General features: G+C 53.3%; 24 protein-coding genes. 15 read left to right on the top strand and 9 right to left on the bottom strand.

The features are described from left to right. Window positions 1-15 precede the first annotated feature (15 nt). Window positions 16-1,464, top strand: a complete 1,449-nt coding sequence (gene proS, locus IG193_RS03295) for a proline--tRNA ligase (RefSeq protein WP_192819472.1) — start codon at window positions 16-18, stop codon at window positions 1,462-1,464. On the opposite strand, the gene rimI is transcribed toward proS, so the two are convergent. From rimI to IG193_RS03280, 3 genes are read right to left on the bottom strand one after another with little or no spacing between them, the layout of a single operon-like run. Beyond that, on the bottom strand, window positions 1,451-1,900 hold the full coding sequence (rimI, locus tag IG193_RS03290; protein WP_192819471.1) for a ribosomal protein S18-alanine N-acetyltransferase: 450 nt from the start codon (window positions 1,898-1,900) through the stop codon (window positions 1,451-1,453). The two genes, proS and rimI, sit on opposite strands and share 14 nt — an antisense overlap. Then, window positions 1,891-2,667, bottom strand: coding sequence for an MBL fold metallo-hydrolase (locus tag IG193_RS03285; RefSeq protein WP_192819470.1), 777 nt, complete (start codon window positions 2,665-2,667; stop codon window positions 1,891-1,893). Before IG193_RS03285 ends, rimI begins: the two co-directional genes overlap by 10 nt. A gap of 43 nt (window positions 2,668-2,710) precedes the next feature. Further along, window positions 2,711-3,532: a sugar phosphate isomerase/epimerase family protein gene (locus tag IG193_RS03280; protein WP_192819469.1), complete on the bottom strand. Its 822-nt coding sequence runs from the start codon at window positions 3,530-3,532 to the stop codon at window positions 2,711-2,713. 139 nt (window positions 3,533-3,671) lie between these two features. On the opposite strand from IG193_RS03280, the gene iolM reads away from it, so the two are divergent. Genes iolM through IG193_RS03260 form a run of 4 tightly spaced genes read left to right on the top strand, consistent with a single transcriptional unit; the run spans window position 3,672 to window position 7,687 of the window. Further along, complete coding sequence (gene iolM / locus IG193_RS03275; RefSeq protein WP_218042170.1) at window positions 3,672-4,877, top strand: scyllo-inosose 3-dehydrogenase; 1,206 nt, start codon at window positions 3,672-3,674, stop codon at window positions 4,875-4,877. 39 nt (window positions 4,878-4,916) lie between these two features. Beyond that, entirely contained in the window at window positions 4,917-5,828 is a 912-nt protein-coding gene (gene iolN, locus IG193_RS03270) for a 3-dehydro-scyllo-inosose hydrolase (RefSeq protein ID WP_192819468.1), read from the top strand. 50 nt (window positions 5,829-5,878) lie between these two features. Continuing rightward, entirely contained in the window at window positions 5,879-6,892 is a 1,014-nt protein-coding gene (gene gyaR, locus IG193_RS03265; protein ID WP_192819467.1) for a glyoxylate reductase, read from the top strand. A 48-nt stretch (window positions 6,893-6,940) separates the two neighbouring features. After that, window positions 6,941-7,687, top strand: coding sequence for a GTPase (locus IG193_RS03260; protein WP_263971735.1), 747 nt, complete (start codon window positions 6,941-6,943; stop codon window positions 7,685-7,687). Here IG193_RS03260 and IG193_RS03255 read toward each other — a convergent pair. Genes IG193_RS03255 through IG193_RS03245 form a run of 3 tightly spaced genes read right to left on the bottom strand, consistent with a single transcriptional unit; the run spans window position 7,672 to window position 11,056 of the window. Continuing rightward, window positions 7,672-8,526 carry an N-glycosylase/DNA lyase gene (locus IG193_RS03255; RefSeq protein WP_192819465.1) on the bottom strand — a complete coding sequence of 285 codons (855 nt, stop codon included), beginning with the start codon at window positions 8,524-8,526 and terminating at the stop codon, window positions 7,672-7,674. The genes IG193_RS03260 and IG193_RS03255 overlap by 16 nt on opposite strands. Before the next feature lie 2 nt (window positions 8,527-8,528). Continuing rightward, window positions 8,529-9,887 (bottom strand): phosphohexomutase domain-containing protein, encoded by a 1,359-nt coding sequence (locus IG193_RS03250; RefSeq protein WP_192819464.1) that lies wholly within the window; start codon window positions 9,885-9,887, stop codon window positions 8,529-8,531. Next, complete coding sequence (locus IG193_RS03245; protein WP_192819463.1) at window positions 9,884-11,056, bottom strand: sugar phosphate nucleotidyltransferase; 1,173 nt, start codon at window positions 11,054-11,056, stop codon at window positions 9,884-9,886. The genes IG193_RS03250 and IG193_RS03245 overlap by 4 nt, the downstream gene beginning before the upstream one ends. Window positions 11,057-11,145: 89 nt before the next feature. Between IG193_RS03245 and IG193_RS03240 the strand changes: the two genes are divergently transcribed. Next, window positions 11,146-11,682, top strand: coding sequence for a hypothetical protein (locus IG193_RS03240; protein WP_192819462.1), 537 nt, complete (start codon window positions 11,146-11,148; stop codon window positions 11,680-11,682). A gap of 272 nt (window positions 11,683-11,954) precedes the next feature. Here the strand turns inward: IG193_RS03240 and tpiA are convergent, their stop codons facing one another. Then, on the bottom strand, window positions 11,955-12,641 hold the full coding sequence (tpiA, locus tag IG193_RS03235; protein ID WP_192819461.1) for a triose-phosphate isomerase: 687 nt from the start codon (window positions 12,639-12,641) through the stop codon (window positions 11,955-11,957). A gap of 83 nt (window positions 12,642-12,724) precedes the next feature. On the opposite strand from tpiA, the gene IG193_RS03230 reads away from it, so the two are divergent. Continuing rightward, window positions 12,725-13,837 (top strand): radical SAM protein, encoded by a 1,113-nt coding sequence (locus tag IG193_RS03230; RefSeq protein ID WP_192819460.1) that lies wholly within the window; start codon window positions 12,725-12,727, stop codon window positions 13,835-13,837. 51 nt (window positions 13,838-13,888) lie between these two features. Next, window positions 13,889-14,914, top strand: a complete 1,026-nt coding sequence (dph2, locus tag IG193_RS03225; RefSeq protein ID WP_192819459.1) for a diphthamide biosynthesis enzyme Dph2 — start codon at window positions 13,889-13,891, stop codon at window positions 14,912-14,914. Here the strand turns inward: dph2 and IG193_RS03220 are convergent. Continuing rightward, window positions 14,854-15,747, bottom strand: coding sequence for a TIM barrel protein (locus tag IG193_RS03220; RefSeq protein WP_192819458.1), 894 nt, complete (start codon window positions 15,745-15,747; stop codon window positions 14,854-14,856). The two genes, dph2 and IG193_RS03220, sit on opposite strands and share 61 nt — an antisense overlap. A gap of 69 nt (window positions 15,748-15,816) precedes the next feature. Between IG193_RS03220 and IG193_RS03215 the strand changes: the two genes are divergently transcribed. From IG193_RS03215 to IG193_RS03185, 7 genes are all read left to right on the top strand, one after another. Continuing rightward, window positions 15,817-16,959 (top strand): PhoH family protein, encoded by a 1,143-nt coding sequence (locus IG193_RS03215; RefSeq protein ID WP_192819457.1) that lies wholly within the window; start codon window positions 15,817-15,819, stop codon window positions 16,957-16,959. Window positions 16,960-16,961: 2 nt separating this feature from the next. Then, a complete protein-coding gene (locus IG193_RS03210; RefSeq protein WP_192819456.1) occupies window positions 16,962-18,863 on the top strand; it encodes a DNA topoisomerase in 1,902 nt (633 codons plus the stop codon). 25 nt (window positions 18,864-18,888) lie between these two features. After that, window positions 18,889-19,632: an ERCC4 domain-containing protein gene (locus IG193_RS03205; RefSeq protein WP_192819455.1), complete on the top strand. Its 744-nt coding sequence runs from the start codon at window positions 18,889-18,891 to the stop codon at window positions 19,630-19,632. Then, the gene (locus IG193_RS03200; RefSeq protein WP_192819454.1) at window positions 19,601-19,906 is read left to right on the top strand and encodes a metal-sulfur cluster assembly factor; all 306 of its coding nucleotides are present in this window, start codon (window positions 19,601-19,603) and stop codon (window positions 19,904-19,906) included. Before IG193_RS03205 ends, IG193_RS03200 begins: the two co-directional genes overlap by 32 nt. Further along, a complete protein-coding gene (locus IG193_RS03195; protein WP_192819453.1) occupies window positions 19,855-20,454 on the top strand; it encodes a methyltransferase in 600 nt (199 codons plus the stop codon). Before IG193_RS03200 ends, IG193_RS03195 begins: the two co-directional genes overlap by 52 nt. 13 nt (window positions 20,455-20,467) lie before the next feature. Further along, a complete protein-coding gene (locus tag IG193_RS03190) occupies window positions 20,468-20,938 on the top strand; it encodes a pyruvoyl-dependent arginine decarboxylase (protein WP_192819452.1) in 471 nt (156 codons plus the stop codon). Window positions 20,939-21,003: 65 nt separating this feature from the next. After that, complete coding sequence (locus IG193_RS03185) at window positions 21,004-21,243, top strand: Lrp/AsnC family transcriptional regulator (RefSeq protein WP_192819451.1); 240 nt, start codon at window positions 21,004-21,006, stop codon at window positions 21,241-21,243. Between the two features lie 87 nt (window positions 21,244-21,330). Here the strand turns inward: IG193_RS03185 and IG193_RS03180 are convergent, their stop codons facing one another. Further along, entirely contained in the window at window positions 21,331-22,206 is an 876-nt protein-coding gene (locus IG193_RS03180; protein WP_192819450.1) for an A22B family peptidase, read from the bottom strand. Window positions 22,207-22,266 lie beyond the last annotated feature (60 nt).

Here is a 22,266-nt window from a genome sequence, read left to right as displayed (position 1 = left end):
ACAGTGGGGTGTAGTATGTCTACTCTAGGTATAACTGTGAAGAAGAGCGAGGACTTCTCCGAGTGGTACTCACAGGTCTTAGTAAAGGCCGGCCTCGTAGACCTTAGGTATAATGTCCAGGGCTTTGTAGTGCACAGGCCCTGGCTCATGAGGATAATAAAAGCCATCTACAGGCTTTTCGAGGAAGAGCTTGAGAAAACAGGGCACGAGCCCGTGCTGTTCCCGCTGGTCATACCGGAGGAGAACTTTGAAAAAGAGAAGGAACACGTTGAAGGCTTCAAGCCAGAGGTTTTCTGGGTGACAGAGGCCGGAGACGAGAAGCTCGAGAGGAGGCTTGCTCTAAGGCCAACATCGGAGACAGCCTTCTACTACATGTACTCCTACTGGATTGAGAGCTACAGGGATCTCCCCCTGAAGCTCTATCAGAGTGTGAGCGTCTACAGGAATGAGAGCAACACGAGGCCCCTCATCCGAGGGAGAGAGTTCCTGTGGATAGAAGCTCACGACGCTTTTGCCACTCACGAAGAAGCTCTGAGGCAAGTCCGTGAGGACATGGAAAACTCCGGGAAGATCATCTGGGAGAAACTAGGAATACCTTTCCTCTTCTTAAAGCGGCCTCCTTGGGACAAATTTGCCGGAGCTGAGGACACGTATGCTGCCGATACCTTGATGCCCGACGGACGAGTCCTGCAGATCTCGTCCACGCACGATCTTGGCCAGCGCTTTGCGAAGGCTTTTAACGTCACTTTCCTTGACAGGGACGGCCAGAGGAAGTTCGTATGGCAGACATGTTACGGACCCGGGATATGGAGGATTGCTGCTGCTCTGGTGGCTATCCACGGTGACGACAAGGGGCTTGTACTGCCGTTCAGCGTTGCTCCAATACAGATCGTTATAATACCTATTTATTACAAGGAGGTCGACAAAGCACCCATTCTGGCAAAGGCACGGGAGGTCGCCGAGACGCTTGCGCAGAAGGGGTACCGGGTGCGCGTTGACGACCGCGAAGGGTACACCCCTGGCTGGAAGTTTAATGACTGGGAACTGAGGGGCGTGCCTGTGAGGATAGAGATAGGGCGCAGGGAAATTGAAAACAAAGTGCTTACGGTTTTTAGGCGCGACACTGGAGAGCGCACAGTTGTCGCTGAAAGCGACCTTCTGCCTACAATAGAGAGGCTGGAGGTCGACATCCTTGAAAACTTAAAGAGGAGAGCTAAGGAGTTTTTCGAATCACACATCGTAGAGGCAAAGACTCGGGAGGAGGTAATCAAATTCATTAAGAGCGGCAACATCGTCAAAATGCCGTTCTGCGGGACAGAAGAGTGCGCAATGGATCTCAAGGAGAAAACAGACGGGGGTAAAGTCAGAGGCACAGAGATAGACTTCCAGGAAGGCGATTACGGGAAGTGCGCATGGTGCGGTAGGCCAGCTAGGCAGGTAGTCTACGTTGCTAAGAGCTACTGAGCGTTAGCACGTAAAGGTATGCGTCGCTCCCGTCTGCATAGTAGTTCTTTAGGAGAGCTTTACGCTCGAACCCCAGCTTCTCGTATAGGGATATAGCTACCGTATTCCCTGTCTTCACTTCTAGTCTGACCCTCCTCAAGCCCCGCGATCTGGCAAGACGGATCGTCTCTTCCATTAGCCTCCTACCAATCCCCTTGCCTCTAAACCACTCCACTACTGCTACGCTGTGCACGTGTACTTCTTCCCCTTCTACGCACGAAACAACATACCCTACAAGCATGCCCTTATAGTCGGCCACGAGGAAGAAGTCTCGGCAGTTCTCGTAGAGGTAAAAGACGTAGTTAAAGCCGAATGCGTCGGCTCTGAAAACTTTTTCCTCTATCTCTACTATGTAGAACAAGTCTTCGGCTCTTACCTCGCGTATCGTTACCTCCAAGAAGCGCCACCTAGCTCGAGCACATAGCCAGGTTCCGGCACGACAACCTTCGGGAAGATCTCTTTTGCCGTCCTCAAGAACTCCTCGCCTACCCTGTCGCCGAGGCGTGCATAGGGGAGGTGTACGAGTACTAGCAGTTGCGCTTTTGCTAGCCTGGCGACTTCCGCGGCCTGGCGGGGCGTCGAGTGGCCGTCTCTCACTGCTAGTTCCTCGTATCCCGGCGGGTAAGTAGAGTCGTGTATGAGAACGCTACAGCCGCTAAAGGCCTCTATTACTTTCTCTGAGGGTGCAGTATCCCCGGTATAGCATATAGAGACGTCCCCGATATCCAGCCTATAGCCCACTGCCGGTACTGAGTGTTGCGTAGCCACGGCTTTAATGCCGTTGTCTACAAAGCCGTCTCCGACCTCTATTATCTCGAAGAAGCCCAGTAGTTTGCCGGACAGCGCGCCGCCTAGAACTTTGAAACCTTGGGAGACTGTTTCCCTGCCATCTGCCGGGAGGTAGAGCCTCAGCCTCCTTTCTGACATTACTGTCCCGAGATGCCACGCGAGATCGTAAATTCCCAGGGAGTGATCCATGTGCAGGTGTGTTAGCAGAACTGTATGAAGTGAGCCTAGAAGGCCGCGTTCAGCCAACTTTTGGGGGCACTGAGCAGGGCAGTCGAAGAGGAACCCCTCAACGTAGATGCAAGGGGGGAAATCTCTGCCAGTGAACGTGCTCCCCGAAGTCCCGAGAAAGTATATCTTGATTTTACTCTGCGTCATAACCTATACTACTCTCTGAGAACAGGTATTTAATATTGTACTTCTACAAGTTCTGCAATCCTCTCATCGCTACCCGTAGCGTGTTCAGCGTTAGCTTCGCGACTGCCTCGAAGTCCGGTTTTACTATGACTTCAGCTGACACAAAGCCGCGGTACCCTGTGTCGTGGAGTGCAGCAAGTATTGAGGAGAAGTCTAGGTGGCCCATGCCGGGTGCATACCTGTTACTGTCTGCTACGTGGAAGTGTCCTATCCTGTCGCCGGCGGCGCGTATGGAGTCCTCGATTACAGGCTCCTCTATGTTCATGTGGAATGTGTCCAAGAGGAGGTAAACGCTACCGCAGTCAAGCCTGCCGATGAAGTCCAGACCCTCCGAAACCGTGTTTATAAGCCGTGTTTCATAGCGGTTGAGAGGCTCGAGGAATACCCTTACGCCGTGCTCAGACGCGCTCTTACAGACAGCTTGTAGCTGGTTCTCGAGCACTTTAAGAGCCTCTTCGACAGTACTGTAATGTTCCCCACGCCCCCTGATAAGGCCAATTATAACTCCTCCGGCCTCTGACCTGTACGCGCCAGCTATGAAGTCCAGAATTCTCTCGAGCGCCCTCCTCCTCGTCTCCTCGTCCGGGCCCGTGAGGTCTAAGCCAAGGTGCAGGTAGTTAAGCCCTGTACCGACAGCCGGCACCTGCAGGCCGTAATCGTGCGCAATACTGGCGAGGCGAAGTAGCTCTGAGGGGTCGAGTAAGGAGAACTCCACGCCATTATAGCCCAGCTCTGCCAGGAGAGGTATCACTACTTCAGGCGCCCCTGTAGCGACAGCCTCGAATTTCGCCTTAAGAGGCGTGTAGACGATCGACAGCTTGAACATACTACCATTACTGCAAGTATCTGTGTAGTTAAATACATAACAGTAATAACGCTTTTGATCTCGAATACCTGCTTGATTTTTATGTCTTCCTCAATTTGTTTATAAGAAGTGATAAGTGTGAGCTATTCGGCGAAAAAGCATGGCAACTATGAGAGCGGCACTAGTATATGCGAACTTTGCCCCAAGACCCGGGTACAAGATAAGTCAGGATGAGCTCCGAACGCACAAAGTTCGCGAAGGCAGCAAAGTCTGGAGAAACCCGAAGCTAGTTCTTAGAACCGACTACCCAGTTCCAGAACCTAAGCCCGACGAAATTCTAATTAGAGTGAAAGCCGTGGGGATATGTGGTAGCGACATACACTTTCTCGAGACAGACGAAGAGGGCTATATCATATACCCTGGCTTAACAAGATTCCCAGTAGTAATAGGCCACGAGTTCAGCGGGGTCGTAGAGAAAGTCGGGGCAAACGTGAGGGGGCTGAAACCCGGTGACATGGTTACAAGCGAGGAGATGTTCTGGTGTGGGGAGTGTGACGCTTGTAGGGGGATAGACTTCAACCACTGCATTAGGCTGAATGACCCTGCGGATCTAGAGTTCGGGGAGCTCGGATTCACACACGATGGCGCTATGGCCGACTACGTGGTCGTGAAGGCTAAGTATGCTTGGAAGATAAACTCGCTCCTGGAGAGGTATGGCAGCGAGGACAGAGCGTTTGAAGCCGGTAGCCTCGTAGAGCCCACTTCTGTCGCCTACCATGCTATGTTCACAAGGGCAGGCGGCTTCAAGCCTGGGAGCTACGTCGTTGTCTGGGGTGCAGGCCCAATAGGACTGGCCGCGATCGCTCTAGCTAAGGCAGCAGGCGCGGGAAAGATAATAGCCTTCGAAGTCAGCCCAGTTAGGAGGGAACTAGCCAAGAAAGTGGGAGCCGATTATGTCTTTAACCCCGTTGAGCTAGAGAAGAATGGAGTTCAACCTTGGGAGAAGATCCTCGAGGTGACAGACGGCCAAGGAGCAGACTTCCACGTCGAGGCCGCAGGCGCCCCCCAGTACACTCTTCCGCAAATACAGAGGAGTATCGCTATCGATGGCAAGATAACCTGGATTGGTAGGGCGCCCAAAGAGGTTCCCATATACCTCGAAGTGTTCCAGGTGAGGAGGGGGCAACTCTTCGGGAGCCAGGGCCACTCCGGCTTCAGGAACTTCGGCAACGTTATCCGCCTGATGGCTGCGGGCAGGATTGACATGACTCAAGTCATAACTTCGAAGTTCAAGTTGGACGAGGTGCACAAGGCTTTCGAGAGGGCTCATCAGAGGATCGACGGTAAAATCACAATAAAGCCATAACCTTATAATATGACGGCGTCATATACTAGGTGAGTAAACATGGTTGAGTATGAGTCTCGTTTCGCGCGACCGGTTTACAACAAGTTCGGGGAGAAAATATACCTTGATCAAATGACAATGGCTGAATTGCTGGAGCGCGTGAAGAAGAACGACATTGTTTTCGTGCCCTGCGGCTCTGTGGAATCGCACGGGCTCGCGCAGGCTACCGGGGAGGACACGCTAATAGGGACGTATATCGCGGAGAGGGTAGCTTTTGAAACTGGAGTTACTGTAGCTCCACCAGTATTCTACGGGAGCCACCCTAGCCACCACTATGGGATGCCTGGTACAATCCCTATAAAGAAAGAGGCATACATCGACTACGTCGTCAGCGTTGTAAAGTGGCTAAGCAACGCAGGTTTCAAGAAAATAATACTGTTTAACAGTCACGGGCAGGAGTACGTCCTCCCCATAGTCAAGGATAAGGCTATAATAGAGGAGGGGGTTAAGGCACTTATACTCGTTACCAGCTGGTGGGCTTGGGTCAGAGACATACTCAGGCAAGGCACAGAGCTAAAGCCTGGAATAGTCCTGGAAACCCCCTTCATACATGCAGACGAGCTCGAAGCAAGTGTTCTCTGGTATGTAGCCCCCAAGCTTATTGACCCTAGTAAGCTCAAAGAGTCCGACGCTGAGAGAATGGTAGGCGTGATTCCGGACAAGTGGGCTGACAAGGCCGGAAACGTTTACGGCAGGCCGTTTGGGTGGTACGACATAAGCGCGTACATGGAGATACACCACTACCCGAAGGGCAGCGTCGGCTACCCGAGCAAGGCAAGCCAGGAGAAGGGAGAGGTTGTTGTGGAGACAGCTATTCAGCGCATAGTCGACTTCGTCGAATGGTTACACAAGACCTACCCGCCGGGAACTGTGCCCCAAGTCTGGCCCAACCCCGACGACTTCAAGTTCTAAATTGATTTTTTAGGAAAAATTTATATATTTACGTTATTTGTTATAAGTTGATGCCAAAACCCAAAGTCTACGTTACTAGAATTATACCAGAGCCAGGCCTCTCCATGCTAAAGGAGTGCTGTGAAGTCGAGGTTCATAACTCGAAGGAGTGGCCTCCTTCTAGGCAGGAGCTCATAGAGAAGGTTCGGGACAAAGACGCTCTACTCTGCCTCCTCACAGACAAGATAGACGCAGAGGTGATGGACGCCGCCCCCAACCTCAGGGTCATAAGCACCTACAGCGTAGGCTTTGACCACATCGACATTCCAGAGGCGACGAAACGCGGCATATACGTCACCCACACTCCAGGCGTATTAACAGACGCCGTGGCAGAGTTTACAGTAGGGCTAATCCTGGCTGTCACGAGGCGTATAGTTGAAGCCGACAAGATAATCCGCACGGGCCAGTGGGATAAGCCCTGGAACCCCTACTTCCTCACAGGGCCTGAGCTTAAGGGAAAGACCATAGGGCTCGTAGGCCTCGGGAGAATCGGCGTCGCAACAGCCAAGAGGCTTTCCAGCTTCGATGTGAAACTCGTGTACTATGACATCGAGAGGCGGTGGGACGTCGAGAGCATACTAAACATGGAGTACATGGACTTGGACACTCTGCTCAGCGTATCTGACATCGTTTCTATACACACGCCTCTAACGAAAGACACGTACCACCTGATAAACGAGGAGAGGCTTCGAAAAATGAAGAAGACTGCGTACTTGGTAAACACTGCCCGCGGCCCAGTAGTAGACACAAACGCCCTCGTCAAGGCCCTAAAGGAGGGCTGGATAGCCGGCGCCGCGCTAGATGTCTTCGAGCAGGAGCCGCTACCCCCTGACCACCCGCTGACAAGGCTCGACAACGTGGTTCTAGCTCCGCATATTGCCAGTGCAACGATAGAAGCCCGCCAGAGGATGGCTGAGCTTGCCGCGAGAAACCTGATTGCCGTCTTGAAAGGGGAGATGCCCCCAGCCCTCGTGAACAAGGAAGTCCTTCAAGTGAGGCCTCTAGAGAAAGTAAAAATGATTTGATATAAATCCTTTTTTTCAGACATGAGCGGGTGGCGACAGGTTAGGCGGGTGATTAAGCAGGCAGACGTGGTAGTCGAAGTAGTCGACGCACGAGACCCCTGGGGCACTAGGAGCAGGGAAGTTGAAAAGTTCGCCGATGCTCTCGGAAAGCAAGTCATAGTCGTAGTAAACAAAGCAGACCTTGTCCCGAAGGGTATACTCGAAAAGTGGGCTAGGATCCTCCGACGCGAGAGAAAGACAGTATTTATCAGTGCGACCAAAAGGTTGGGCACGCGACTACTCTGGAAGGCCCTGAGGGAGGCAACGAACAAGAGGCCCGTGCTTGTCGCAGTCGTTGGAATACCGAACGTGGGCAAGTCAACGATAATCAACTACCTGAAGGGCTCGCACAGCGTCGGGGCGTCCCCAATTCCCGGCTACACGCGGCACGTCACGAGGCTCAGAGTAGCGCGATGGCTGAGGGTTCTAGACACTCCGGGTATCGTCCCCAGGAACCCGGAGGAACTCGCGCTCATCAGCGCGTTGCGCCCGGAGGCGCTCGACGACCCCGTCCCCATAGCCACGCGCTTCCTAGAGCTAGTCGCCAAAAAGAATCCAAAACTTCTTGAAGACCTGTATGGAGTGGGGTGGGAGAACAACCCACTTCTCTTCCTAGAGAAGCTGGCAAGGCGGAGGGGCATGCTCGGAAAGGGAGGCACTCCCCTTATTGAAGAAGCCGCCAGGACAGTCATAAGGGACTGGCAGACGGGGCGCAACAACTTTTACTTGGAGCCCGAGGATTACGGCCTCGAGTAATTACACCTATCCAGGTACCCCCAGAGGACACTGAGCCTGTCCAAGTAGCTGTCTACTCCAACCTTTCTCGCGATACACTCGCCGATAATGGCAGGCCTCTCGATGTTCTCGTCGATGCACAAGCCGCTAACCCAAGCAACACTGTCGAGTAGAACCGGGGGCTTTTCTGCTGCCTTGGAGGCAGCTTCCCATAGTCTTACAATGGTGGTTCTTAGGCTGGAACGTATTATCTGTGCCAGCCTCCTAATATCCTGCTGACAGGTCCAACCCTCGAGCATCCCCGATGTCAGCGTCGTTAATGATACACGGTAGTCCACCGGTATGGGCACTTTATCGCCGCCGGAGAACCTCCTACCCCCGGCAACTGCAGTGTAGAGAGCCATTTTCGCGGCGAAAGCTGAAGTCTTGCTATCGGGCGTCGCCTCCATGGCCGTACTCAGAGAAGCTAGTATCCTAGAAAGGTCAATGCTCTCTTTCTCAATCTCTGGCTCGAGGAGCGGAACGGCTCTGGAGAGGTAGAGCTCAAGGCGTCTTAACCTCTGCTCTCTCAGTCTAGCAAGTGAAGGACTCTCCCGAACGAACTTCCTAAGAGACTGAGAGTAAGGCCTTGAGGAAAACTCAGCGGCGAGAGCCCAGTGTTCTTCTCCTCTCGTGGTCAAGAGGTAGCTAACGAGTGAGACGCCGACGATGTACAGTAGCCCCTCCCGAAACCCCATCTTCTCAAGGATAGTCTTAACACTGTGAAATTGAGGGTCTGCGGAGATGAAAGCCCAGACGAGCCGGGGTTCTCCTAAAGCCGCTCCTACCTCGCGGGCCCTTTTCTCGTTTGGGTACAGCATCGCTACTTCAGGCTCTCGGCGAGCTCACTTATCCTTTCGAATTCCTTCTTCAAGACCTCAATGGAGGCCTTACTGGTCGCCTCTGTACTCACGTATATCTTCGACCCGTCCATGCCGAGAGAGACCTTTACCCACAAGTCACCCAGCCTGTACTTTACAGCTCCGGGCGCTACAGCTACCTCCGTGTGCTCCAGGAACAGCGAGTCAAGAACCTTCAAACCTACCGAAGCGTCGGCGTCTATCTCGAGAGTATAGAGTTGGGGCTCTGGTAATGCCTCTATTACCGTAGAGAGCCTGACCTCCTCGGTCATCAGCATTTCTAGGAGCTTAGCCACCATGAGCATTCCGTCGGGAGCTAGTGAGAACTGAGGGAAAATAACTTCGCCTGAGTCTGTCGCACCGAGATTCACCCTCAAGCGCCTCACCCCCCTCGCTATGTCTCCTGCAATACCCTTGACGCGCACGAGCGAGAGTTTATTCTTCTCCGCTACCGTGTCGACGACCCTGTATGCCGAGTCAGTTACTGCAAGGCGCGAGCCCTGAGGTAGCATTAGGGCCATAAGAGCTAGGAAGCGGTCTGGGTCAACATACCTTCCCTTGTCATCTACAAAGTATGCCTGTGAAGCATCGCCAGACACTGCTACAGCGAATGTCGCACCAGTGGCCTTGCAGAGCTCGCCTAGCATGTTCATGGCCTTTATGCTAGGGAGCTGGCGTGGCACGAGGTTTGGGGGAGGCCTACTGGAGTTAACTGCTATGAACCGGGCACCTATAGAGCTCAGCAGGTTCGGAAGAGCCTCGCTTGCAGGCCCAAAGTTCATGTCTACCAGCACGAGGGGCTCTTTGGCCATAATCGGCGAGCTGTCCACGAAGCTACTAGCAGATGAGACGTAGATGTCGTGGATATACTCCGCGTACGTCACCCAGCCAACTCTCGTAGGCACGGCTCTTACTGCGTGGTGTGACTCGAACATCGAGAGTATGTCCTCGAGCCTCTCCGAGGAAATCTCCACGCCGGCAGAGTCTAGTACCCTGACCTGTATGACGTTATCACCGTATGGGGCGACCGAGAAGTGAACCCCGGCCCTAGCCCCAAACCTTTTCACAGCAAAGGAGACTTCAGGCAGTGTTGCCGCGTGAAAGTCTATCACAGAGACACCAGTCGACATTAAGCCAGCGGTGAACGCCCTTTTCAGCATCCTCGACGGGGGGTAGTAGTCTCTAGCCGCGGTTACGAGTGCCCCCTCGCCGACTAGAGTTCCCAGGACTGCCCCGAGCTCAGCGGAGTTCTCTGGTGTAAGCTGGGTATTCGCTGTGCCATAGATCCTGTTATTGTAGTAGGGCAGAGGGGGCCTCCTCAAGCATTCTTCACCTCTTCTAGCAGTACGGATCCGGGCATAATAATCATCCCAGGGCCTACTTCAAGCCTGCTCTCAATCACACTACTCTCACCTATAACCGATTCCCTGACGCTAGCCCTCATTCTGACTAATATGTTTTTTGCTAAAATGCTATTCGTAACAAATGTTTGATCTTCCAGAGTACACTTATCCATGATAACGCTATAGGCTATTCTAGACGACCTCCCCACTTTAACATCGTCACCTATAATGGCGTAGGGTCCAATAACAGAGTTTTCGAGCACTTCTATCCTGTCTCCTAGAGCTACAGGAGGATTTATCACAACGCTCTCATTAATAACAGTATCTTCCCCTATCCACAATCCATCCCTAGGAGATCCGCGCGGCGTCAACGGGTAGGGTAAACCGTCCAGTAGATCCATATTCGCGGCCAGGAAAGAGGCTGGCCGGCCCACGTCGATCCAATACGCGTTCCCCGCGCTCCACCCTATAATGTTGTAACCATTCTCGAGTAACCACGGGAAGACGTGTCGCCCGAAGTCCATTAGGTGCGGGTTCTCCGACAACACGTCCAGCAGCTCAACCTTGAAGGCGTAGAAGCCGCTGTTCGCCAGGTTAGAGTAGGGCTGCATGTACCTCTGCTTACCCGTCGAGTAGGCCACAGTCGTAATGTACCATTCATGTGGAGTAGGCTTCTCCATGAAGTGCAGAACCCTCCACCTCCCGTCCAGTATTACTGCCCCAAAGTCGCGCACTGAGGGAACCTCTATTAGCCCAATACTCGCGAATGCGCCGCTCTTTTCGTGGAAGTCTGCAAATGCGCGAAGGTCGATGTTCGTCAGGACATCTCCCATTGCCACGAGGAAGTCCTCGTCTACAAAAGCAGCCAACTTCCTGACAGCATCCGCTGTGTCCTCCGGATATATACTCGGTGCGACTATCTCAACTCCAGCGTCAAGGTATTTTTCGAGAAGGTGTGAGAGTATCTTGTGGCCAAGATAATTGACTGCTACGACTATTTTCTCGAACCCCTTCGAGACGAGCAGGCCGATAATGTGGTCTAGTATAGGTTTATTCCCCACGGGGAGAAGGGGTTTAGGAGCTGTCAGAGTAAGAGGCCTAAGGCGAACCCCCTTACCACCGGCTAGAACCACAGCTGTTTTTATCATTTCTCACAGCTGTATCGCAAAGGCCCAGTATATTTTCATTACTAAGGTTATGAAAGAATTTATGAAGCCAGGATCGAATTTGCAACTAGATGTCTAAAGTCGAGCCGGTAAGTGCCATGGGCTTCTTCGTGGTCACAAACAACCTCGAGGTCTACCAGACTGTAGTCTTTGAATACTTCGACGGCGAGAGAGAGTACGCCAGGATAGTTGAGGACGAAGAGGAGCTGGAGAGAGAGCTGGGCAGGCTCGCCGCCGCTATGCAGGGCTACCTCGACTTGGAGGAAGTTGTCCTGAACGGGAAAAGAGTCAAGCCGGAAGTAAAGGCAGTCGACATCGGCTTCAAGGGAGCCCCCGAGGAGGTGTTCATAACATACTTCATCTTCTTCAAAGGAGTCCCTAAGGACGGGGTAAACTATTATGAGAATCTCTATGAAAATGAAGTCGCCGAATATCCTATCACGGCATACTGGTACTTCCCCCCAGGGTCGAAAATCACTAACGCCCAGATGTCTGGAGAAGTCACGATAGTAGCACCAAATATTCTCGTAGCCCACCTCGACGAAGGCGAGAGAATCTACGGCTACGAGCGGATAGAGTTCATACTCCCAAGGCGTAGAACCTCCTAGAGACCAATATAGCGGGACAGTAGCACTATGGGGTCCACCCTAGCCCCTCGCCCCCGGCCCTTCTTCACTGCATGCGCCGGGCTCCTAGGCAAGTAGTCTCACTGTACCAGTGGACGAGGGGTGGCGACCGCTCACCCAAGGGCGGTCAGTAAAGGAGAGTTGCGTGAAGCATCTACTGGTCAATCTTAAATACCTTCATGGGGGTGTTTTTAACGGCTGTGATCGAAAACTCGGGTTCTGATAGGTGAAGAGCAGGGCTAGGTGGTGAGCCTTCACGGCATCCGTAGTATAGGTTCAACGAGATCTCTAATAGCCTTCTCCCAGTCTTTAGCCTTCACTACGCCTGAGGCTAAGAGAACTCCTACAGTGCCGAGCTTCAGTGCTGCCACTACGTCCTCTCCAGTTGTTATCCCCGCGCCGCAGAGGACTTTCACCGAGGGGTTGATTCTCTTGACAAGGTCTACGGACGATGTCACTACTTCGGGTTTTGCCTTCGATACAGGTATTCCAGTGCCTATAAGCTCAGGCGGCTCGATGGCGACAATATCTGGGCCTAGGGCGGCCATCGCTGCTGTGACCTCTGGTGTGTTAGTGCATACAACGGTGACGAGACCCAGCTCCCTGGCCCTCTTGACTATGATGTCTATTTGATCGGCGCGAACCCTCCTCTCGGAGTGGTTTACCATCGTACCAACAGCGCCCGCATCTTTTACGGCTTCAAGTGTGACATGCCCTGTAAAGCTCCCGGGTTGGGCGTCGTCTACATGCTGTGAGAAAACAGGTATTTCGACGTTGCTTGCTATGAAGTGCAAGTCCGTCAATTGGGGGGCTACTGCAATTGTGATACCTGTCTCTCTACTGATCTTCTCTGCAGTCTTCGCGAGCTCAAGACCCCTTTTGCCGCTTGCCTCTCTATATGCCTTGAAGTTTATCAGGATTAGCGGGAATCTCAGACTCATGGCAATAGCTACACGTGACCGAGCTAAAGCCCCTTTGTATCACAAAACGTTATTAACCTCAATGTACATGTAGTCGTCGGGGAATGGACTGGCTCGAGCTCTTGAGGCCTGACGCAGTCTTTGTGTGGCGTAACGAGGAAGTCAAGCGCAGGCTCCACCACTATTACTCCATACTCAAGGGGTCTAGACCCCCCAAGTACCGCGCGGTCAAGCGCTTTGAGGTAGAGTTTAACCCTCAAGATGCTCTCGAAGAACTGTTCGAGGTGCACCGGGAGGCGTCGAGGGCGTTCGAAGAATTCTACAGCAGCATTGCCAGCGGTGATGTGTCCCTTAACAATATGAAGATCCCCGAGGAGTCGCTCTTAGACTTGAAGATTACTATAGTGAAGAAGATGATGAGGGAATGTCACCTCTGTGAGTGGCGTTGCGGGGTGGATAGAACCCAGGGCAGGAGGGGGGCTTGTGGGCTCGACTCGAAGGTGAGGGTTGCCTCAGCTTTCCTCCACATGGGTGAAGAGGCGCCGCTAGTCCCGTCTGGAACAATATTCTTCACGGGCTGTAGTTTTAAGTGCGTCTACTGCCAGAACTGGGACATCTCCACGAGGCCCCTCAACGGCGTAGAAGTTACGGCACAGGACTTAGCGGGGATTTCTACAGAGCTGTACTTAAAGGGTGCTAGGAACATAAATTACGTCGGCGGAAACCCGGATCAGCAGGCTCACCTAATAATCGAGTCGCTGAAGTACATGGACGTCGACGTGCCGCTGTTGTGGAACACGAATATGTACATGAGCGCCGAGCTCCTAGAACTACTCTACGACGTCGTAGACATCTGGTTGCCGGACTTCAAGTATGGAAATAACTCCTGCGCGAGGAGGCTCTCGGGAGTCCCCCGCTACTTCGAAGTCGCGTCGAGAAACCACAAGTACGTGTGTGAGAGAGGTGGGGACATCATTATAAGACACCTAGTCCTCCCCAACCACGTCGAGTGTTGCACTAAGCCTGTTCTCAAGTGGATCTCTGAGAACTGCCCAAGAGCGCTCGTGAACATAATGGAGCAGTACAGGCCTGAACACCTCGTGGCAAGGTACCCCGAGAAGTGGCCCGAGATAGCTAGACGCCCTACAGTCGACGAGATGCAAGAAGCATATGGCTACGCCGACAAACTGGGCATATGCTGGCGCCCTGTGAGCTAGCATCCTCCTTTGTCCGGAACACTATAACTTGGCGGGCTACGGGGGAGACACGTGATAGTCGAGGGCTATGAAATCGATGAAGAGCAGATTTACGCGTGGATCCGGCAAAACAGCGTCAGGAGTGTCCTGGTCGAGGCGCCTGACGGTCTAAAGAGGATTGCAGTCGCAGTAGCCGGGTTGCTAGAGGACAAGGGCCTAACAGTATTCCTCTTGGCAAGCCACACGTGGGGCGGGTGCGACGTCGGATACAGGGAGGCGCGAGAGCTAGGCGTAGACGGCATTATCCACATCGGGCACCATGGCCCCGTGTGGTTCAGCCCCCCTAGCAAGCCTAGGGTGCTCTTCGTCCCAGCATTCTCGACAGTCGACCCAACACCCCTTGTCTTGGAGGCGGCGCTTGAAGCTAGGCGAGAGGGGGCCCGCTCACTATCTGTAGTTACGACAGTCCAGCACGTCAAATGGCTCCCGGAGTGGAAAAGGGCTCTATCCGAACTAGGGCTCGAGGTGATTACAGGTAGCTATTCTGGCTTCGAGGGATTAATCGTGGGTTGCAACTACACGTCCCTTAGGGCGTCTGATGCCGTCATAGTTGTCGCAGGCGGGAGATTCCACGCGCTGGGGGCTGCCATCTGGTCTGGGCGGCCCACGTGGGAAGTGGATCCTTACCAGAGGAGGGTCTATAAGGTCGAGACTGTAGCCATTCTCTCGCGGAGGCTTTTCAGCTTGTCTAGAGCTATGGAGGCCAGAGCTTTTATGGTACTTGTCTCCACGAAGCCCGGACAGAACAGGCTCGACGTCGCCGCTAAGATTAAGAGAGCCCTCGAGGAGAAGAAGCGCAAGGCAGTGATAGTAGTGTTCAACGACATATCACGCGAGCAGGTGGAGAACTTCCAGGGATTTGACGCGTACGTAAATACAGCTTGCCCCCGTCTCGCGATAGACGACGAGAGTATTTTCCCCGGCCCGGCACTAAATCCTGGCGAGGTAAAGTACATTTTACGCGGCAGCCTTGAAGGCTACTCGCTACGCGATGCCCTGCTTCTAGACCTGCGGGACTTGCGCCTCTCTGCCCCGTAATAGAGCTCTTTTAGCAATATAGCGTCGCCCTCGAGGTTCGGGCTCTCAGATATTATGACTCCCTTGACGTTAAACTCCTTCAGCGCCTTCACCAAGAGTTCCGAGCTAAGGTCTGCCTCTGCCAGGTTGAGGTGCCTTATCTCGCCTTTATCGCCGTACTCTATGCCTGACACGTGGATGTGCATGTTGTCTAGACCGAGCCTCCCGAGCCTATCCTCTATAAGGCTCAGAATTCTGGCGAAATCCTCGTACTGCTTGATGGCTCCAGCGCCGCGGGCGTGAATGTGGGCGAAGTCTACTACGGGTAGAACCATCTCGACCTCCGAGCTTATGTCCAGTATCTCCTCGAGCGTCCCGTACTGTGATGGCTTGCCCGTAGTCTCGGGCCTAATCCACATCTCGACGCCCTCGTCCTCCAGTGTCCTAACAATTTCCTTAACCCTACTTTTAATTACTTCGTGTACACTAGAGGCGCCACTGTCCCCGTAGTATCCTGCGTGGAAGCACAGGCTCCAGGCCCCAGCCTTGAAGCCTATGCGTGCAGACTCCAGGATCCTATCTATGCTTGCTTTAACTTTGCCCCCCTCGCTACTATTGAGGTTTATGTAGTAGGGGGCGTGGACTGTGAGGACTACCCCTAGTTGGCTGGCAGTACTCCTAACTTCGAGTGCACTTTTCTCGTTCAGGAATATTTTTCTAACGAACTCTATCTCCATGGCATCGAGGCCAAGCCTTTTAACTTCAATAACCCCCTCCACGACTCCCCCCTTCTTTACAGTAGTGGGCACGCCTGCCGGGCCGAAGTAGACCTTATCGGGCCTCCAGAGGGCCATCTAATACCACTGGTATACCCAGTTCAGAGGGTTTATATTTCCTTAATGATTTCGTTTGAAAGGTGACGCATGGTGAAGGAGTTTCAACCTGTTACGCAAAAGCAGAAGCTACTCTACAATGCACTTGACAATAAGGAGATAGAACTGGTGGGTGTGTTCGGGCCAAGCGGCACCGGGAAGAGCTTCGTTGTCCTGCTCTACGGTATAAAAGCCGTTAAAGAGGGCAAGTTTAACAGGCTTGTAGTTGCAAGACCCCTCGTAAGCCTCCTCCAGTCCAGGGTCTACAACTCCGTCGAGCTCGGAAGCTTGTTCTTCGAGCTTGCATCCTCTTACCTCACGGACATCGTTTCGGGGTACGTAGACGAAGGGACAATAAGAGAGTTGTCTGCCAGCGGCAAGCTAGTCTTCATAGACCCCAGCTTCCTGACGGGTAGGACTTTCGACGACTCCCTAGTGTTCCTCGACGACGTCCAATTCCTAGACCCCTCAATACTCCCTGAGGCTATAATCCGCGTTGGATCCAATTCAAAACTCGTTATCGCGGGCGACCCCGTCATGCAGGCTCTAGCAGGCAACGAGAACAATACGGCGATCATAGCTAGAGAACTGCTCCTAGGCGAGGAGAAGGCCCTCGTTATAGACATGGGAGTAGAGGACATCGTGAGGCCTGGCTCGAAGCGGGGGTTTAAGCTCGCCTTGGAGGCGAAACTGAGAAGGAGGCCATTAACGGAGGACGAGCAGAGGGTTAAGAGCATCCTGCTTTCACACGCACCCGATGCGGAGGTAGTCAGTGTAGTGTGGCTTAAGGACTTGAAAGAGAAGTTTGGGGCTAAGACAGCGCCGGACGTACTAGTCATAGCGAAGGAGGACACTCTCAGCAGGCTCATCGGCAAAAAAGGCGAGAGGATAAACAAGGCGCAGGAAGAGGCCGGTGTACAGATTAGGGGCATCGAGCTTACAAACGACCTCTCAGAAATAGTGAAGGCTATACATCCAGTGGGCTGGATCAGGAAGCACATCGTGAAGGTGGAGCTGGCCGGCGCAGAGCTAGAGGTGCACGTGAACTCGGAGGAATATGGTGCTTTTGTCGGAAAAGGCGGCTCTTACGTACGCTTCCTGGACGAGGCTTTAAAGAGGATGCTAGGAATAGGCGTCAGAGGTAGACACGCCGAGCCCCCTAGAGTCGAGGAGAAAAAGAAGAAGAGGAAGTAGCCGTGCTTTACGATGCTGTCATTGTTGCGGAGAAACCCGCCGTGGCACTAGCCTTTGCCAAGTTCTTAGGAGAAGGAAAGTACAGGAGAGTGTTTGTTGAAGGGGTGCCCTCCTACGTCTTCCACTTCAGGGGCGGGGACTACCTGTCCATAGGGCTTACAGGTCATATACTGGATTTTGACTTCCCGAGAGAGTACAATGAGTGGAACGCTGTAGACCCCAAGAAACTATTCTTCATAGACCCTATATTGGTCGTCAGGGAGGGGGCCTATAAGTACGTCAAGGCCTTGAAGGCACTGGCACTAAAGACTTCGCACGCCATCTTGGCCCTTGACGCTGACGTTGAAGGAGAGGGCATAGCGTTCGAGGTAATTAGGATTATGAGTCAGGCTAACCCTAACCTGGAGTTTAAACGTGCCTGGTTCTCGGCTGTGACTAAGTGGGACATACTTAATGCTATGCAGAACCTGCGCGAGCCGAACGAATTGTGGGCTAAGAAAGTCTTCGCTAGGATGGTTGTAGACTTGACCGTCGGCGCGTCCTTCACGAGGCTACTGACGCTGGCCGTTCAGAGGCAAAAGTCCATGCTACCTCTAGGTAAGTTCCTGAGCTACGGCCCCTGTCAGACCCCAGTACTCTACCTCGTCGTAAAGCGGGAACTTGAGCGCGAGCAGTTCAAAAAGAAGAAGTACTATGTCATCGTCGCGGAGCTAGAGGCTGATGGCCACGTAATCACCGCGTCAGCGAACCTCGGCGAGGACAAGGAGAAGGCCGCGTCTGCTCTCGCTTTAGCTAAACGTGAGGAGTTTGCAACCGTTGTGTTATCCGAGGCTAGTATAGTCGAGGTTAGCCCTCCAGTACCGCTTAACACGATAGACTTTGAGAGCAGGGCGTCGGCGTTCCTCAACATTAGGCCGAAGGAGGCTCTAGCAATAGCGGAGAAGCTCTACCAGTACGGCTACATCTCGTACCCGAGAACCGAGACAACGATATACCCTCCAACGCTTAACCTATCCCAACTAGCGTCAATGTTCACTTCGTGGGAGGACATCGGCTGGTACGTCACAAAAATCCTCCAGAAGGGGCTCACGCCGACCAGGGGACGCGAGGACGACAAAGCACACCCCCCAATCCACCCGACTAAAGTGGCATCAAGGGCCGGTCTGCTGAGAGCTATGGGCGAAAAAGCCTGGCGTGTGTACGAGCTAGTCGTGCGACACTTCCTGGCGACTCTGAGCGAGAAAGCGCAGGTCGAGAAGCAGAGAGTCGTTGCAAGGCTGGGGGGCGTCGAGCTCTCAGCGGAGGGCAGGAGAGTCGTGTATCCGGGTTTCTACTATGTCTACTACTACGCTAGGCCCGAGGAGAAGCCACTGCCGTATCTGGTTGAAGGTGATAGGCTTAGAGTTAGGAGTCTAAGGCTGGAAGAGAGGTCTACGCAGCCTCCCCCCTACCTTAGCGAGAGCGAGCTACTGGCACTAATGAAGAGGTACGGCATAGGTACAGACGCGACAATGCAGGATCACATACACACGAACATTGAAAGGAAGTACTTCGTAGTCCGCGAGAGGCGTTGCATACCGACGCCGCTCGGAAAGACTCTCATACTATCACTGCTGGAGGTGGAGCCCCGCCTCGTTCTTCCGGAGATCAGGGGGAAGATGGAGTCTTTGCTTGCGAAAGTAGCGTCGGGCGAGAGAGAGGCCAGCGAAGTTGTGGCCGAGATTAAGGAGACTTTTCTAGAATACTACGAGAATGTAGCGGCGAAGATCGACGCTATATCGCAGAAGCTCGTGCCGGTTATTGCCGAGGTCTACAGGCCGGACGGGAACCAGCAGGCAGGGCTTTTCCCTCGAAACAGAGGTCTACGTGGAGGCCGGAAAAAGAGTAAAAAGGCCAAAGAATAAATCTAGGGCACGTAGCGGGTAAGTTGTGATTGTTACTATCGACGACCGTGAACGCAGGTCCCCGGTGATACCGGAGCTTGCTAGACTAGGAGTTAGGTTCGAGTTTAGGAGGCTAGACGTTGCAGACTACGACGTCGCCGGCATATACGGCATAGAGAGGAAATCAGCAGGCGACTTCCTGAACTCCATACTCGACAAGAGGCTGTTCGAGCAGGCACGATACTTAAAACAAACATATGAGGTGCCTCTAATCGTAATAGAGGGGGATCTATCGGCCGAGACAAGCTACAGGGAGGTCTCGCTAAACCAGGCATACGGGGCAGTACTGGCGTTAGTAGAAAACGGGGTTTCTGTGGTAAACACGGGAAACCCCCGCGAAACAGCACTACTCATATACATCACTTCTAGGAGAGCCGAGAAGAAGAGTGGTAACTATGTACCACCAGTCAAGAAGAGAGTGCAGAAGCTGAACGCGAGCATACCCATAGTCCAGCTAAACCTCATAGCGACTCTACCAGGGGTTAGCTACGAACTTGCCGAGAGGATACTAACAGAGTTCAAGACGCCGCGGAGGTTTTTCACGGCCACAGCAGCAGAGCTGAGGAAGGTTTCCGGCTTAGGGCCCAAGAAGATCCAGAGAATCCTGGCAGTCTTAGACACGATCTATGTTTCGGCGAAGAGTCTCTCAGGCGACAAAAAAATATTTAGCTCTAACAGTGATATGACAGGTGGATATCATGAGCGGGGCGACGAAGGAGGCAGTCCTTGAAGCGCTCAAGGAAGTCTACGACCCGGAGATACCGTTCAACGTGGTAGACCTAGGCTTGATATACGATGTGCAGGTCAACGGTGGGAAGGTCAAGATAAAGATGACGCTGACAGCGATAGGGTGTCCCATGTCCTACTTCCTAGTGGAGATTGTTAGAGACGTTGTTAAGGATAAAGTACCCGGTGTGGAAGACGTAGAAGTCGAGCTCGTGTTTGACCCGCCATGGACACCCGACAGGATGAACCCGGAGGTAAGGAGGCTACTAGGCCTGTAGGAGAGCAGGAGGTTTACCCGCCCTCGGAAGACACATTCTTCCTCGCAAGCTGGATAGAGGACATGCCCCGCTTTTCCACCTCGCTCGAGGTCGGCGTCGGCTCGGGGTATGTCACCGCTATCCTGGCCGGGAGATCCGACTATACCGTCGGGACAGATGTCTCCCTGAAAGCGGCCACAACAGCCAAGGATAACCTCTCGAGAAGGATGGTAGACAACTTCGACATCGTGGTTACGGACAAGGCTTTTGCCTTCCGCGAGAAAGCCTTTCAGCTCGTTGTCTCGAACCCGCCATACCTCCCGTGCGAGTACAGTGAAGAACCACTCTGGTGCGGCGGCCCCTCAGGGGTTGAGTTCTCGCTCGAACTCGCAGAGGAGGCGCAAAGGCTCTTGAAGGCAGGAGGGGTGCTCGTTCTCGTGGCCTCTTCTCTTTCGAATTTCGAAAAACTTGTCGGGGAGCTGAAGAAACTCTATAAGGCTGTTTACATTGTTCAAGAAAGAGAGGTCTCTCTCTTTGAAAAACTTTTTATCCTAGAGTGTCGGGCTTGAATAGTCCAAGAACATGATCGTCCCCAGAAAGTACTTCGTGACTAAGGGTAAAGGGCTGAGCAGGGTCTCGGCTCTAATGGCCTTCAACAACGCGCTGAGGGATGCAGGCATCCACAACGTAAACCTAGTTCCAGTCTCCTCGATTCTCCCCCCGGACATAGAGGAAGAACCCAAACACCAACTGCAACCAGGCTCAGTGGTCTTCCTCGTAATAAGCGAGAAGAGAGTCAAGGGGCCAGCAAGGATAAGCACAGGCATTTCATGGGCCCACGGCACCCCCCATGGGTACGTCATAGAGTTCCATGACGGCAATTCCAACTCAGACACTCACTCGCACCTTGAAGCCATGTGGGAGGAGATAAGGCAAGAGAAGAACCTCAATATAGGACAGCCACGGTACTTGACGGAGGAGCTCGAAGTGCCTGAGGGCTACTACGGAAGCGTCGTTGTAGCTCTAGTGTTTAGCAAGATAGAGTTCAGGTGAATTTCTTTTAACGCCTTGCGGTAAGTTTTTTATAACTCCTAGAATACTTCATCTCGGTATCAGAGATGAGCGAGAAAATAACCGTCTACATACTTGTTAACACCCAGGTCGGGAAGGAGGATGAGGTCTTAAAGTCCATCCGAGGCATGGGTTTCGTAGAGGAGGCGCATATAGTATATGGAGAGTATGACATCATCGCTAAGCTCAGCATACCTGCACTCGAACTACTAGACCAGACCGTTACGAATATCAGGAAAATGCCGGGAGTTACAAAGACTTCAACCTTAATTACCTCCTCGAGGTAGTTGAGTAGGGGGATGAGGAGCGCGTTGGTGTACGAGCCAGGATGAGTGGAGACGGGCGCCCTGACCTCCTCTTTTTCTTGTCTACGCTCACCCCCCGACGAAGACCAGGTAGGCGAAGTATACAGTAATCGACATCAGGACTGGTAGAGGTAGGGCGGGCATAAACCTCCTCCTTCTAAGCATTCTGAGCGTACACAGGAAACCCACCAGTAGCATCATAACTCCCAGAGCCCATCTGGCAATAGAGGGGCTCGGGTAGAGGTAGTAGAGGGGCGAGAGCATGGAGTATATCAACACGTCGCCCATCCCTAGGGCGAGGCCACCCACGTACACTACTGCCCCCCTCAGCTGGTTTGGCACGCTAGGCTGGCTCCCCTCGCTCACGGCGCTCTCGAGTATACGCTTCAATGGCCCCCTAAAGACGGAGTAGAGGTCGTATATTGCTAGTACAGCGGCAACCGAAGCCACGCTCCAGGGAGGCAGGACGGAGTAGAAGAGCGCCCCGGCCATCGAGCCGTAGACTATAAGCAACGCGTCGAGGAGGAGTATGCTCACGGGCTTCACGATGAGTATGGCCGTGAAAGCAGCTACGGCGAGGCTTAAGAGTTCGGCAACCGGCATGAGAGCATCCGGCACCGGGAGGACGTAGGCTATAAAGAGCTCGAGGATCCCCCAGAACGACAGGAACACGGCTACGGCCATGACGACGGGTAGTAGCGGCCTCCTCCTGGCTCTTATTATTAGTAACATGAAGAGCGTCCCCAGCAGCACTAGCCCCAGGAAAACAAGGCTATTCGCCAAGGCCGACTCCAAACTATTCTCGGAGTAAAAGGGAAAGCCCAGCGCCCTCACGTCGGCCGCGGAGAGCACAGCCCCAAAGAGCGCCGATAGCACAGACACTAGTGCGACGAGCAACAGGCTCCCCATGGTGGCTTTAAAGTCGATTACGCGTTCAGGAGGCACAGTTAACGCCAGGAGAGAAAAGCACAGCAAAGGTAATAAACATGTCCTCGCATCAGAGTC

This window comes from Infirmifilum lucidum, assembly GCF_014876775.1.
In the GTDB taxonomy this organism is placed as follows: Archaea; Thermoproteota; Thermoprotei; order Thermofilales; family Thermofilaceae; genus Thermofilum; species Thermofilum lucidum.
This window is presented reverse-complemented; position numbering and strand designations above follow the sequence as displayed.